The sequence below is a fragment of the Stenotrophomonas sp. 99219_Sma genome (genome assembly GCF_056480785.1).
This window is the reverse complement of the sequence record NZ_CM151117.1, coordinates 2,539,336-2,551,270: the sequence shown is the minus strand read 5'-3', so window position 1 is coordinate 2,551,270 and position 11,935 is coordinate 2,539,336. Positions and strand designations below refer to the sequence as shown.

General features: G+C 65.8%; 13 protein-coding genes. 8 read left to right on the top strand and 5 right to left on the bottom strand.

Translation table 11 applies throughout. The features are described 5' to 3' along the window. Positions 1–30: 30 nt before the first annotated feature. The 5 genes from ACZK13_RS11735 (at position 31) to ACZK13_RS11715 (ending at position 3,810) form a co-directional block, all read left to right on the top strand. On the top strand, positions 31–435 hold the full coding sequence (locus ACZK13_RS11735; protein WP_019337750.1) for a response regulator: 405 nt from the start codon (positions 31–33) through the stop codon (positions 433–435). 9 nt (positions 436–444) lie between these two features. Then, positions 445–2,040, top strand: a complete 1,596-nt coding sequence (locus ACZK13_RS11730; RefSeq protein WP_478481695.1) for a sensor histidine kinase — start codon at positions 445–447, stop codon at positions 2,038–2,040. Between the two features lie 71 nt (positions 2,041–2,111). Beyond that, positions 2,112–2,453, top strand: a complete 342-nt coding sequence (locus ACZK13_RS11725; protein ID WP_005413623.1) for a type II toxin-antitoxin system prevent-host-death family antitoxin — start codon at positions 2,112–2,114, stop codon at positions 2,451–2,453. Between the two features lie 3 nt (positions 2,454–2,456). Further along, positions 2,457–3,083: an ATPase gene (locus ACZK13_RS11720; RefSeq protein WP_049462504.1), complete on the top strand. Its 627-nt coding sequence runs from the start codon at positions 2,457–2,459 to the stop codon at positions 3,081–3,083. 109 nt (positions 3,084–3,192) lie between these two features. Next, on the top strand, positions 3,193–3,810 hold the full coding sequence (locus tag ACZK13_RS11715) for a hypothetical protein (protein WP_478481693.1): 618 nt from the start codon (positions 3,193–3,195) through the stop codon (positions 3,808–3,810). Between the two features lie 84 nt (positions 3,811–3,894). On the opposite strand, the gene proP is transcribed toward ACZK13_RS11715, so the two are convergent. The 3 genes from proP to ACZK13_RS11700 form a co-directional block, all read right to left on the bottom strand. Then, the gene (gene proP, locus ACZK13_RS11710; RefSeq protein WP_478481691.1) at positions 3,895–5,382 is read right to left on the bottom strand and encodes a glycine betaine/L-proline transporter ProP; all 1,488 of its coding nucleotides are present in this window, start codon (positions 5,380–5,382) and stop codon (positions 3,895–3,897) included. A 263-nt stretch (positions 5,383–5,645) separates the two neighbouring features. Then, positions 5,646–5,774: a hypothetical protein gene (locus tag ACZK13_RS11705; RefSeq protein WP_256200907.1), complete on the bottom strand. Its 129-nt coding sequence runs from the start codon at positions 5,772–5,774 to the stop codon at positions 5,646–5,648. Positions 5,775–5,859: 85 nt separating this feature from the next. After that, positions 5,860–6,087, bottom strand: coding sequence for a hypothetical protein (locus ACZK13_RS11700; protein ID WP_197615645.1), 228 nt, complete (start codon positions 6,085–6,087; stop codon positions 5,860–5,862). Between the two features lie 162 nt (positions 6,088–6,249). Between ACZK13_RS11700 and ACZK13_RS11695 the strand changes: the two genes are divergently transcribed. The 3 genes from ACZK13_RS11695 (at position 6,250) to ACZK13_RS11685 (ending at position 9,443) form a co-directional block, all read left to right on the top strand. After that, positions 6,250–6,666, top strand: coding sequence for a host attachment family protein (locus tag ACZK13_RS11695; protein ID WP_293793200.1), 417 nt, complete (start codon positions 6,250–6,252; stop codon positions 6,664–6,666). 5 nt (positions 6,667–6,671) lie between these two features. After that, a complete protein-coding gene (locus tag ACZK13_RS11690) occupies positions 6,672–6,995 on the top strand; it encodes a thioredoxin family protein (protein ID WP_478481689.1) in 324 nt (107 codons plus the stop codon). A gap of 102 nt (positions 6,996–7,097) precedes the next feature. Continuing rightward, positions 7,098–9,443, top strand: coding sequence for a GH92 family glycosyl hydrolase (locus tag ACZK13_RS11685; protein WP_478481687.1), 2,346 nt, complete (start codon positions 7,098–7,100; stop codon positions 9,441–9,443). A gap of 435 nt (positions 9,444–9,878) precedes the next feature. On the opposite strand, the gene ACZK13_RS11680 is transcribed toward ACZK13_RS11685, so the two are convergent. Both ACZK13_RS11680 and ACZK13_RS11675 read right to left on the bottom strand, forming a co-directional pair. After that, on the bottom strand, positions 9,879–11,258 hold the full coding sequence (locus ACZK13_RS11680; RefSeq protein WP_180838010.1) for a sensor histidine kinase N-terminal domain-containing protein: 1,380 nt from the start codon (positions 11,256–11,258) through the stop codon (positions 9,879–9,881). Then, on the bottom strand, positions 11,251–11,925 hold the full coding sequence (locus ACZK13_RS11675) for a response regulator (protein ID WP_006370279.1): 675 nt from the start codon (positions 11,923–11,925) through the stop codon (positions 11,251–11,253). Before ACZK13_RS11675 ends, ACZK13_RS11680 begins: the two co-directional genes overlap by 8 nt. Between the last annotated feature and the right edge of the window lie 10 nt (positions 11,926–11,935).

The window sequence follows — 11,935 nt, the reverse complement described above, 5'->3', positions numbered from 1 at the left end:
CTGGGCCGCGTGTATCGAGGAGCGCCGGTCGTGCTGGAAGCGGGTAACAAGCCAGAGGGCCTGAAAGGGCTGCGTGTACTGGTGGCGGAGGATGAATTCGCCATCGCAATGTTCCTGGTCGACTATCTGGAGCTGAAAGGCGCACAGGTGGTGGGGCCGGCTGGTGACCTGCAGGCGCTGGGGCAGCTGGTCGATACCCATCCCATCGATGTGGCATTGCTGGACATCAACCTGGGCGGTGAGCAGGTCTATCCGCTGGCCGATCGGCTGGCCGAGGCCGGTACGCCCTTTCTGCTGACCTCCGGTTACGACGACAACTTGCCCAGCCGCTTCGCCAGCGCGCCGCGCTGTACCAAGCCTTATCACATCGAAACCCTGGTGCAGCAGCTGGCCGGGCTGGTGGCGGCGCCGCAGGTCTCTGCGGGCATCGCCTGATTGCGCGGCATGTCGCGCCGTCCTGAAGGCATCCACGCTGCCAAGCTGCGTGGCTCGATGCCGCCTGCGCCGCGCCTGCATGCGCGCCACGATTGCATGGCCGCGCGCATCGCCCGCCATGACTGGTCGTCCACGCCATTGGGCGCCTGTGAGCAGTGGCCGCCCCACCTGCGCGCCACCGTCGACCTGATGCTGGCCCACGGCTTCCCGATGATCGTGCTGTGGGGCGAGCAGCTGGTGCAGCTCTACAACGATGGTTATGCCGAGATCCTGGCCGACAAGCATCCCGGCGGGCTCGGCCAGCCGACCCGCGAGTGCTGGCCCGAGGTGTGGCATATCAACGGGCCGATCTACCAGCGCGTCTGGCAGGGCGAAACCATCACTTACGAGGACAAACTCTATCCCCTGGCGCGCCGCGGGTGGTTGGAGGACGTCTGGTTCACCATTACCTACAGCCCGATCCGTGGCGAGGAGGGGCGCATCAACGGCGTGTTGGTGACCATGTTCGAGACCACAGCGGCACATGTGGCCCAATTGGCACGCGAGCGCGAAGAGCAGAAGCGGCGGGAGGCGGACCGGCGCCTGGCATTGGCCTTCAAGGTGCTGCCGGTAGGTGTCTGCATTGTCGACACCGAGGGGCGCTTGCAGCTGTCCAACGACCAGATGCGTGCCTACCTGCCCAGCGGCAAGGTGCCTTCCACGGATGAGGTGAACCTGCATCGATGGCGTGGGTGGCATGCGGACGGTAACGCCATCGAGGCGCACGACTTCGCCATCGCCCGCGCAATGCGCGGCGAGACCGTGGTGCCGGGGCTGGAGTTCCAGTACCTGCATGATGATGGCCGCGCGCGCTGGACCCGGGTCGCTGCCGCGCCCCTGCGCGATGGCGACGGTGAGGTCAGCGGGGTATTTGCCATCGCGGTGGACATCGACGACCTCAAGCGTGCCACTGAGCGTCAATCGGTATTGCTGGCCGAACTGCAGCACCGGGTGCGCAACATCATGTCGACCATCCATGCCATTGCCTGGCGGACCCGCGAGTCGGTCAGCAGTGTGGATGAATACGCTGAACGGTTGTGCGGGCGACTGATGTCGCTGGCACGCACGCAGAGCCTGCTGACCCGTGGTGCCAATGCCGGCGTCTGCCTGCGTGGCATGCTCGACGAGGAGATCGCTGCGCAGACGCCTGCAGCGGCCGCCTACCGCCTGCAGGGCGAGGACGTGCTGCTGCCGCCGAAAGCAGCCGAAGTACTGTCCCTGGCGATCCACGAATTAGCGACCAACGCGCTGAGGCATGGCGCGCTCACCCATGAGGATGGCCGGATCGAGGTCACCTGGGATCTGCAGGTTCAGGCCGGCCAGCCATGGCTGGGCCTGCACTGGTGCGAGCGTCATGCCGAGGTGGAGGACTGGGAGCTGCCACGCCAGCGCGGCCTGGGCCGGGCGCTGATCGAGCAGCGCGTGCCGTACGAGCTGGCTGGCAGCGGGGAGCTGCGCTTTGGCCCACAAGGCCTGGATGCCTGGATCCGCTTCCCGCTGCGGGAGCGCGACAGCCTGCTGCAGACCGATGCGCCGGGCGCGGCGGCGGAGGGTTCCGTCAGGTAAAGGTCTATTTATCCCCAATTTGGCCAAATTGGGTATAGTGGCCATAGTCCACTTCTGTCTGGAGCCGTGCCATGACCCTGCCGCTGGATCTGCCAGGCCTTGAGAAGGCCCCGGCCTCGTCGGTGAAGACCCGGGGCTGGCCGAGCCTGATGCGCACCGTGCGCGAGAAGCAGGCGCTGGTCATCACCAACCATAATCATCCCGAAGCGGTGATCGTGGATATCCGCACGTATCAGGAGCTGCTGGCCAAGGCCGCCGGCGGTGACGCCGGTGAGCGCAGTGAAGAACTGCTGCGCCTGCGCGGTGAGTTCGACCAGACCCTGGCCAGCCTGCAGCGCGGTGAGGGGCTGGGCAAGGTGCTGGGCCAGCCGATCCGCCGTGGCCGCAAGGTCACCCTCGGCCGTCCGCTCTGAACGATGGGGCGGATCCTGGTGCTGGCCGGCGTCAATGGCGCCGGCAAAAGTTCGCTGCTGGGTACCTGGCTGGAAGCCGAAGGACTGAGCTGGTTCAACCCCGATTCGTTCACCCGCCGCCTGGTCGAGGCTGGCTGGCCGCTGCCCGAAGCCAATGCCGAGGCCTGGCAGGAAGGCACCCGCCGCCTGCGCCAGGCCATGGCTGATGGCACGGACTTCGCCTTCGAGACCACGTTGGGTGGCAACACCATTCCACGCCTGCTTCGCGAGGCCTGCGAGCACCATCACGTCGCGATCTGGTTCTGTGGCCTGGCCACGGTCGAGCTGCACATCGCCCGCGTGGCGGCGCGAGTAGAGGCCGGTGGCCACGATATTCCGGTGGAAAAGATCCACGCCCGCTTCGATTCGGCGCGCGAGAACCTGTTGGACCTGCTGCCGCACCTGGCTGAGCTGCATGTCTACGACAACAGCGCGCCGGCCGACGCAGAAGGCTGCGTCGCGCCCCTCCCGGTTCTGGCGATGGAGCGCGGCCAGCTGCAGTATCCGGTCTCGGTGGCCGAACTGCTGCACACGCCGGACTGGGCCAAACCCATCGTGATGCGTGCGATGGAGTTGGACACCCCGCAGTAGATCCACGCCATGTGTGGATGTCTTTCACGCATCGCGCGAAACCGCGCCGTGCACGACTGGGCGCCACCGGAGCTGCGGTTAGACTGACCGCACACTCATGGAGGACGACATGCACGGACCTGCGACGTTCCGCTCCACTTCGATCTGTCTGGTGCTTGCTGCGCTGGCGCTGTCCAGCCTGACGGCGACGGCCGCGCCTGCCGCGTCCAAGCGGGTGGCGCCGCCGCCCAGCCTGGTACAGGCCTACCGCGCCGCCGAAGCCAACCTGCGGCTGATTCCCGGCGACGACATTGAATCCGATTTCCGTCCGGTGTGGACCGCTGTTGCCGACCTCGATGGCGATGGCCGTGCCGAGGTCGTGTATTTCTACACGTCCACCTACACCGGCGGCAGCTTCGCGCAACGCAATGTGGTGGCGGTGATGACGGCGCTGACGGCAAACGATCCGCGCGGCCAGGAGAACCCGAACAGCCTGTCGCCGGTGGAAGCAGAGGACTATGCCGCCATCCGCCAGTATGGCTATGGTGACGACGCGGTTGAACAGATTCCAGGCGCCATCCGCGCGATCCGCATCCAGGGTGATCGCATCATTGTCGATTTCACCGTCAGTGCCGGGGCGACGGTCTGCGAATGGAAGAGCCCGAACCGCCACGTCTGTCCGCCGGACGGAAACTACACATGGACGCTGCGTTGGATGCCGGGGAAGCTGACCCGCATCAAGAAATAGCGCCAGGTAGCGCCGGGCGTATCCGCCCGGCGCCACAGGCCCCATGTAGATCCAGGCCATGCGTGTGGCATTTCGCGGCGAGCCTCAGGCCGGCTTCACGTGCTCGGGCTCAGCAACGTCCGGCAGCGGCGGCAGGCTCGGGTCCACCGTGACCGGCACATCGCTCTTCAACAGCGCCGCAGCTTCCCTGTCGCTGCCGACGGCCGGCGGTGAACCACGCAACGGCAGGCCGGCGGTTTCCTTCACGAACAGCATCGTGATCAGGCCGACCACCGCCGCGCCCATCAGGTAGTAGGCCGGCACCAGCGGGTCGCCGGTACGTTCCACCAGCCACGCGGTCACCAGCGGCGTGGTGCCACCGAACAACGATACCGAGACGTTGAAGGCGATCGACAGCGCGCTGTAGCGCACCGGGGTATAGAACAGCGCCGGCAGCGTGGACGGCATCGAACTGGTGAAGCACACCAGCGCCAGGCCCAGCAGCATCAGGCCAAGGAAGATCATCCAGTCGTTGCCGCTGCCGACCAGCAGCAGGCATGGAATCGCCAGTACCAGCAGCGCGATGCAGGCGCCGATGATCATCGGGCGGCGGCCCAGCCTGTCACTGAACAACCCGCCGACAATGTTCAGCGGCATCATCACCAGCATCACGATGATGATCAGCAGCAGGCCCTTGCTCTCGGCGTAGCCCATGGTGACGCTGAGGTAGCTGGGCATGTAGGTCAACAGCATGTAGTCGGTGACGTTGAACACCAGCACCAGGCCCATGCACACCAGCAGCTGGCGGCCGTGCACCTGGAACAGCGCGCCAAGCCCGGGCCGATCATGTTCGCGCTTCTCGGCTTCCTCGGCGAAGGCGCGGAATGCCGGGGTCTCTTCCAGCTTCATGCGCATGTACAGGCCGAGCAGGCCCAGCGGGCCGGCCACCAGGAATGGAATGCGCCAGCCCCAGTCCAGCATCTGTTCGCTGCTCAACAGCATGTGCAGCGCGGTCACGGTACCGGCGCCGGCGATGTATCCGCCCAGCGTACCGAACTCCAGCCAGCTGCCCATCAGGCCGCGGTTGCGGTCGGTGGAATACTCGGCGATGAAGGTGGCCGCACCGCCATACTCGCCGCCGGTGGAAAAGCCCTGCACCACACGCGCCAGCAGCAACAGCACCGGTGCCCAGATGCCGATCCGCTCGTAGGAAGGAATCAGGCCGATCGCAAAGGTACCCAGCGCCATCAGGATCATGGTGAACGCCAGCACCTTCTGGCGCCCATAGCGGTCGCCGAGCGGGCCGAACACCAGGCCGCCGAGTGGACGCACCAGGAATGCCACGGTGAAGGTGGCGAAGGCTGCGATCACCTGTGCGGTGGGATTGCTCGACGGGAAGAACACCTGGCCGATGGTGACGGCCAGATAGCCGTAGACACCGAAGTCGAACCACTCCATGGCATTGCCGAGTGCAGCGGCACCGACGGCGCGCTTGAGCATGGGCTTGTCGACGACGGTGATCTCATCGACCTTCAGGTGGCGGCGGCGTTTGAACCAGCCGAAGTGGGCATGGGAATCGGGCGTGTCCTGCATAGGGGCTCCCTTGTAGGTATGGAATAGGGGAATGGGTGCTGTGGTGTGTCCCGGAAATCGGAAACGGCGATGCAGGCGCAAGTGGCGCAGGGGCATCGGAAGGGGGCGTGGGGGCCGGGGAATGTGTGCAGGCGCAACGCCACGCGCACGGCAAAGCACCGCCGCAAGGGCGGAAACGCGGCAACGGGATCACAACGGCCGCGCAGTTGGCAGCCGCGTGTCACATCAGCGTGTGGGGATGGCAGGCCGTGGGCCTGCGGGCGTCATCCGCCGGGATCCAGCGCGAGGCGATGGAAATGCAGGGCGGGAGCAATCGTGGCAAGCGAAGCGCCGGTCGGCAGTGCTTCCCACGTAACAGGTGCGCCCGTCACGTAGTGGGTCGTGTCGATCATCCGTTCATCATAACGGCACCGGCGTGAGCGTGCAGCGAAGCGGGCTGATCTGCACGCTGTGTTCCACGTCGCCTGTTCAGAAGGCTCAGGCCGACTTCGCCAGCAAACCGAACACCGTGCAGGTAATCGCCAAGGCGCCCGGCAGTGCCAGTTTCCGCGTGACCAGTGCGGCGCCGATCATCGTGAGCACCGAGAGCATGATGGCCAGGGCGAAAAACGGTTGGCCCTGCAGGAACTGGTGGATGCAGCCGGCGCAGCCGGCAATGGCCAGGCTGGTGGCGAAGCAGATGTGGAACAGTGAGCCAGCGTGCACAGAGGTTCCTCGCGATGATGGAGGCCATAGCGGCAGGCCTCCCGGTAAATTTAGGGCGGATTTCAGATTGCGATGACGGAATCACATCCTGTACGCGCTCTGGTGACATCGGCGTGCATAAGGTGGAGCACACACCCACTTTTCAAATTGATGGAGGATGCAATGGCGCGGACGATTCCCGAAGGAACGCTGATCGTGGTAGCCGACGGTGGTTCGGCACGGGTGTTTACCAACGTGGGCAGCAACCATCAGTTGACCCTGAAACAGGAGGGCGAGCTGCGCCTGCAGGACATCAGTGAGCAGGGCGTGTCCGGGCAGGGGCCTGCGGGTGCCGTGCCGAAGGACATGTCGGTCTCGCAGCTCAACGAGGCGACGTTCGCCAAGCAGGTGGCCGAACAGCTCAATGAGGATGCCTTGAAGAACCGCTATGCGCACCTGGTGTTGATCGCCGACCCGACCACGCTGGGTCGCATTCGTCCGCTGCTGCATAAAGAGGTCCAGGCGCGATTGCTCGGGGATATTGCCAAGGACCTGACCAACGCGCCGCTGGAAGACATCCAGAAGGCACTGGTGGCGTAGCGCTCATGCCGTTCATGCGTGATCACCTTCCGAACGAGCCCACCTTTGCGGGGGTGGCGGCGCAGGCTGGGTGGCAGGTGCTGGAGTTCGGTGCGCCCTGGTGCGGTCATTGCCAGGCCGCGCAGCCCGCGTTGCAGGCCTTCGTCGAAGCGAACGATCTGCCGCATTGGAAGATCGAGGATGGCAAGGGAAGGCCATTGGGGCGAGCGTTCAAGGTGAAGCTGTGGCCGACAGTGGTGCTGCTGCGCGATGGAGAAGAGGTCGCGCGGGTGGTGAGGTCGCTGGACAGTGCGGACCTCATGTCGTTGCAGAGCGCGCTTCCCGGTTGATGATTGAACCCGGCGCGGGACACCGGGCAGTCGCACTGCAGCATGCGGCGTGACAGGCCCGGTGCTAGCATCCGGCTACCACCTGAATCGATCCAAACGCCGATGCCCACGCTGGACCGTCGTCTCCTGATTGCTGTCGCCGCCACGGCAATGCTCGCTTCCGGCCTGACGTTGGCCGCTCCCGCCAAAACCGCCGCCGACAAGGCCTACGCCTCGGTCGACCCGTTCATTGGTACTGGAGGTGAAGGCCACACCTACCCGGGTGCCACGGTGCCGTTCGGCATGGTCCAGCTCAGCCCGGACACACGCATCCAGCCACGCGAAAAGGCCTATGGCTGGGCAGCCGGCTATCGCTACGACGACAGCAGCATCGTCGGCTTCTCGCACACGCATTTTTCCGGAACCGGTCATTCGGACCTCGGCGACATCCTGCTGATGCCGTTCACCGGCACTCCCGGCCTGGAGCGCGGTGATCCGGAAAAGCCGCGCAGCGGCTACGCCTCGCGTTTCCGCCACGACGACGAGAAGGCCGAGCCGGGCTACTACGCAGTCACCCTGGATGACTACAAGGTGCGCGCCGAACTGACCACCAGTGCGCGCGTGGGCGTGCACCGCTATGCCTTCCCCAAGGGGACCGACGCCAAGGTGCTGCTGGACATGCGCACCAGCATGTACGACTACCCGGGCAAGGTGCTGTGGTCGCGGGTGCGGGTGCGCGCCGATGGCACGGTGACCGGCTTCCGCGAAACCCGTGGCTGGGCGCCGGGCCGCCAGCTGTATTTCGCGATGCGTTTCTCGCGGCCGCTTTCCGGGCATGAGCTGCACAACACCGAGCAGGACATTGTCTACAAGGGCTTCCCGCCGCCGGGCGAGAAGGATCCGGCGCAGCGCGCACAGATCGAGGGGCGCCAGCTGGTCGGCACCTTCGCCTTCGGCAAACTGGATGCACCGCTGGTGGTCAAGGTGGCGATCTCGCCGGTCAGTGAAGCTGGTGCCATCGCAAACCTTGACGCGGAAGTGGCGGACTTCGATTTTGACCGCGTTCGCGCGCAGGCAAAGCAGGTATGGACGCAGGCGCTGTCGGTGCTCGATATCGATGCGCCGGAACATGCGCGACGCAGCGCCTATACCGCGCTGTACCACACGATGCTGGGGCCGACGTTGTTCATGGATGCCGATGGCCAGTACCGCGGTTCGGACAACGCGGTGCACCAGGCCAAGGGCTACACCAACTACTCCACGTTCTCGCTGTGGGATACCTACCGCGCGCTGCATCCGCTGCTGACGCTGGTGCAGCCGGAGAAGCGCAACAGCGACTTCGTCAATTCGATGCTGGCCCACCATGAGCACAGCCCGTACGGCATGCTGCCGGTGTGGTCATTCCATGGCCTGGAAGACTGGTGCATGATCGGCTACCACGCCGTGCCGGTGATCGCCGACGCCTACGTGAAGGGCATCCGCGGCTTCGACGCCGACAAGGCACTGAAGGCGATGGTCGAGACCGCCAACTACGGGCCCTACGACGGCATCGCGCAGTACCGCGAGCTGGGCTATGTGCCGATCGACGAGGAAGGCGAAGCGGCCAGCAAGACACTGGAGTACGCCTTCGACGACTGGACCATCGCGCGCATGGCACAGGCGATGGGCAAGACCGATGTTGCGGCCACCTTCGACAAGCGCGCCGGCAACTGGCGCAACGCCTTCGACAAAGACACTGGCTTCATGCGCGCACGCAAGCGCGATGGCAGCTTCCGCACGCCATTCGACCCCAGCGCCAGTGGATACGGCACCGACTACACCGAGGGCAATGCCTGGCAGTACTCCTGGTACGTGCCGCAGGATGTGGCCGGTCTGGCGGCAGCGCACGGTGGCAGTGACAAGCTGCTCGCGCGCCTGGACGAGGTGTTCAACGCCAAGGTCGACCCGTCCATCTTCGAGCACATGGAAGACATCACCGGGCTGATCGGCTGGTATGCGCACGGCAACGAGCCCAGCCACCACGTCGCCTACCTGTATTCGTATGCCGGCCAGCCGTGGCGCACGCAGGCGCGCCTGAAGCAGATCATGGATACCCAGTACGCCGACCGCCCCGATGGCCTGGCCGGCAATGATGACGTCGGCCAGATGTCGGCGTGGTACGTGTTCACCGCCTTGGGCTTCTACCCGGTGGCCCCGGGCTCGGGCGAGTACATCCTGGGTCGCCCGTTCCTGCCGAAGACCGCAATGCGCCTGCCGAACGGCAAGACGTTCACCATCGTGGCCGATGGACTGGATGACAAGCACACCTATGTGGGCAATGTGAGCCTCAACGGCAAGCCATTGCAGCGCACCTTCCTGCGCCACGACGAGATCCTGGCAGGTGGCGAACTGCGCTTCAGCATGCAGGCCGAGCCGAACAGGGACTGGCCGGGGCAGGGCGCGCAGGCGCCGTATTCGATGAGCCGTTGATGATGGGTAGGCGCCAACCAAGGTTGGCATCTACCGGGATCCGCCGGAGGGGTGTCTTTGGTAGGTGCCAACCTTGGTTGGCATGCAGAACATCAACGGCGCCAACCAAGGTTGGCGTCTACCGGAATCCGCCGGCTGGGTGCTTTTGGTAGGTGCCAACCTCGGTTGGCACACGGGACGTCAACAGCGCCAACCAAGGTGGGCATCTACCGGGATCCGCCGGAGGGGTGCCTTTGGTAGGTGCCAACCTTGGTTGGCATGCAGGACATCAACGGCGCCAACCAAGGTTGGCGTCTACCGGAATCCGCCGGCTGGGGTGCCTTTGGTAGGTGCCAACCTTGGTTGGCATGCGGGACGTCAACAGCGCCCACCAAGGTGGGCGTCTACCGGATGGCGTGACCGGGTGGGTGCCAACCTTGGTTGGCACGCAGGACGTCAGCGGGATCGAAACCGCATCCCCACCCGCGCGCCACCGATCGGGGCGGTATCGATCACCAGCGCCGCATCATGCCGCTGCGCGATCTCGGCCACGATCGCCAATCCCAGTCCGCAGCCGTCGCCTTCTGTGCTGGCCCGGTAGAAGCGTTCCGTGACGCGCGTGCGCTCGGCTTCGGCAATGCCGGCGCCATCATCGTCCACCCATACCTGTACGCCTTCGGTCTCCTGCCGAAGGCCGAGGGTGATCACACCTGGTAGGGAACCGTAGCGCAGCGCGTTGTCCAGCAGGTTGCCTAACGCCTCGCGCAGCAGCTGCGGATCGCCCTGTACCTGCACGCCGTCGTCGGGCCCGTCATAACCCAGGTCCACGCCTGCAGCCAATGCGCGGTCCGCATAGCGCTCCACCACGCCACGCGCCAACGCGGCCAGGTCCACTGGCTGCAGCGGCAGTGCGCTGCCATGTGGATCTTCGGAGCGGCTCAACATCAGCAGTTGGTTGACCAGATGCTGCAAGCGGGCCAACCCGGCCAGCGTGCCGGACAGCGCCAGCTGCTGGGCCTGCGGATCATGCTGGCGCAATGAGCTCTCCAGCTCCACCTGCATGGCCGCCAACGGTGTGCGCAGTTGATGTGCGGCGTTGCTGACGAAGCGCCGCTGCGCATCCTGCATCGCGTCCAGGCGCTGCAGCAGGGCGTTGTAGGCCTCAACCGCCGGCCACAGTTCGCGCGGTGCCTCCTGCGCCGGATCCAGCGGTGCCAACGGATCCGGCCGCGGGCTGGCCAGCTTCCGTGCGACCAGGTTGGCGTGGCCTGCGGCGGCGCCGGTGCCGGACCAGGCCAGCCACGCCGCCAGTGCCAGGATCGCGGCCTGGAACGGCACGCTGGTCAGCAGCAGCTTGCGTTCCAGCCGGTGGCGCTTGCGCAGCGTCTCGGCCACGCGCAGCCGGATGTCATGGCCCGGCCCGGCGCTGACCACCACTTCGACCATGCGCACCGGTTGACCACGCAGACGCGCATCGTAGTAGACCGCATCGTCATTCGCGGCGGCGCTCGCCGGACGCGGCAATGCCTCGGGCAGATCGCCATACAGGCGCCCTCCTGCGGCGTCGACCACCTCGCCATGCACTTCGTCGGCGGTGTCCCAGGTGAACATGCGTGATACCGCCGGGGTGATCTCGATGGATGCGCGGCCGTCCTGCACCGTCACCAGCTCGGACAATGACATCGCCGAGTCCAGCAGCCAGCGGTCGTAGACCTGGCCGGCATAGAAGCGCGCCAACGCGAATGAACCCACCGCACTGCACAGCAGCAGTACCAGCAGCGGCAGCCACAGGCGCCGCAGCAACAGGCCACGCAGGCTGTGCACGCGCTCAGTCACCCACGGCCTCCAGCCGGTAGCCGAGGCCGCGCAGCATGCGGATGCCGACGCCGGCGCGGGCCTGCTCCAGCTTGCGGCGCAGGCGGCTGACGTGCACCTCGATCACCGACAGGTTGGCCTCGTGGTCCCAGCTGTAAAGCGCATCGAACAGGCGCTGCTTGGTCACGGTGCGGCCGGGGTGCTGCATCAACGCTTCGACCAGCGACAGCTCGCGCGCGGTCAGCTCGATACGCTGGCCGTCCACCTGCACTTCGTTGCGGATGCTGTCGAAGCACAGCCGGCCCAATCGCTTCTGTGCCGGTGCGTCACTGCGGCGGCGCGACAACGCACGCAGGCGCGCTTCCAGCTCGCCCAGCGCGAATGGTTTTGCCAGGTAGTCATCACCACCGCGGTCGAGGCCGAGGATGCGGTCCTCCACGCCATCGCGTGCGGTCAGGATCAGCACCGGCAAGGTGGCGCCATCGTTGCGCAGGCGCGAGAGCAGGTCGAGGCCATCCACGTCCGGCAATGAAAGGTCCAGCACCATCACGTCATAGGGTGCACTGGCCAGCGCCGCAGGTGCGTGCAGTCCGCGCGAGAGGTGGTCGCACAGATGGCCGGCACCTTGCAGGGCGCGGATCAGTCCATCGGCCAGGGCGGCATCGTCTTCGATCAGCAGGATTCGCATTGCAAGCTTC

Excerpts from the sequence above, each read along its gene's own strand:
- ACZK13_RS11730 (WP_478481695.1), top strand. The coding sequence starts at position 445 with ATGTCGCGCCGTCCTGAAGGCATCCACGCTGCCAAGCTGCGTGGCTCG.
- ACZK13_RS11725 (WP_005413623.1), top strand. The coding sequence starts at position 2,112 with ATGACCCTGCCGCTGGATCTGCCAGGCCTTGAGAAGGCCCCGGCCTCG.
- ACZK13_RS11720 (WP_049462504.1), top strand. The coding sequence starts at position 2,457 with ATGGGGCGGATCCTGGTGCTGGCCGGCGTCAATGGCGCCGGCAAAAGT.
- ACZK13_RS11715 (WP_478481693.1), top strand. The coding sequence starts at position 3,193 with ATGCACGGACCTGCGACGTTCCGCTCCACTTCGATCTGTCTGGTGCTT.
- proP (WP_478481691.1), bottom strand. The coding sequence starts at position 5,382 with ATGCAGGACACGCCCGATTCCCATGCCCACTTCGGCTGGTTCAAACGC.
- ACZK13_RS11705 (WP_256200907.1), bottom strand. The coding sequence starts at position 5,774 with ATGATCGACACGACCCACTACGTGACGGGCGCACCTGTTACGTGGGAA.
- ACZK13_RS11695 (WP_293793200.1), top strand. The coding sequence starts at position 6,250 with ATGGCGCGGACGATTCCCGAAGGAACGCTGATCGTGGTAGCCGACGGT.
- ACZK13_RS11690 (WP_478481689.1), top strand. The coding sequence starts at position 6,672 with ATGCCGTTCATGCGTGATCACCTTCCGAACGAGCCCACCTTTGCGGGG.
- ACZK13_RS11685 (WP_478481687.1), top strand. The coding sequence starts at position 7,098 with ATGCCCACGCTGGACCGTCGTCTCCTGATTGCTGTCGCCGCCACGGCA.
- ACZK13_RS11675 (WP_006370279.1), bottom strand. The coding sequence starts at position 11,925 with ATGCGAATCCTGCTGATCGAAGACGATGCCGCCCTGGCCGATGGACTG.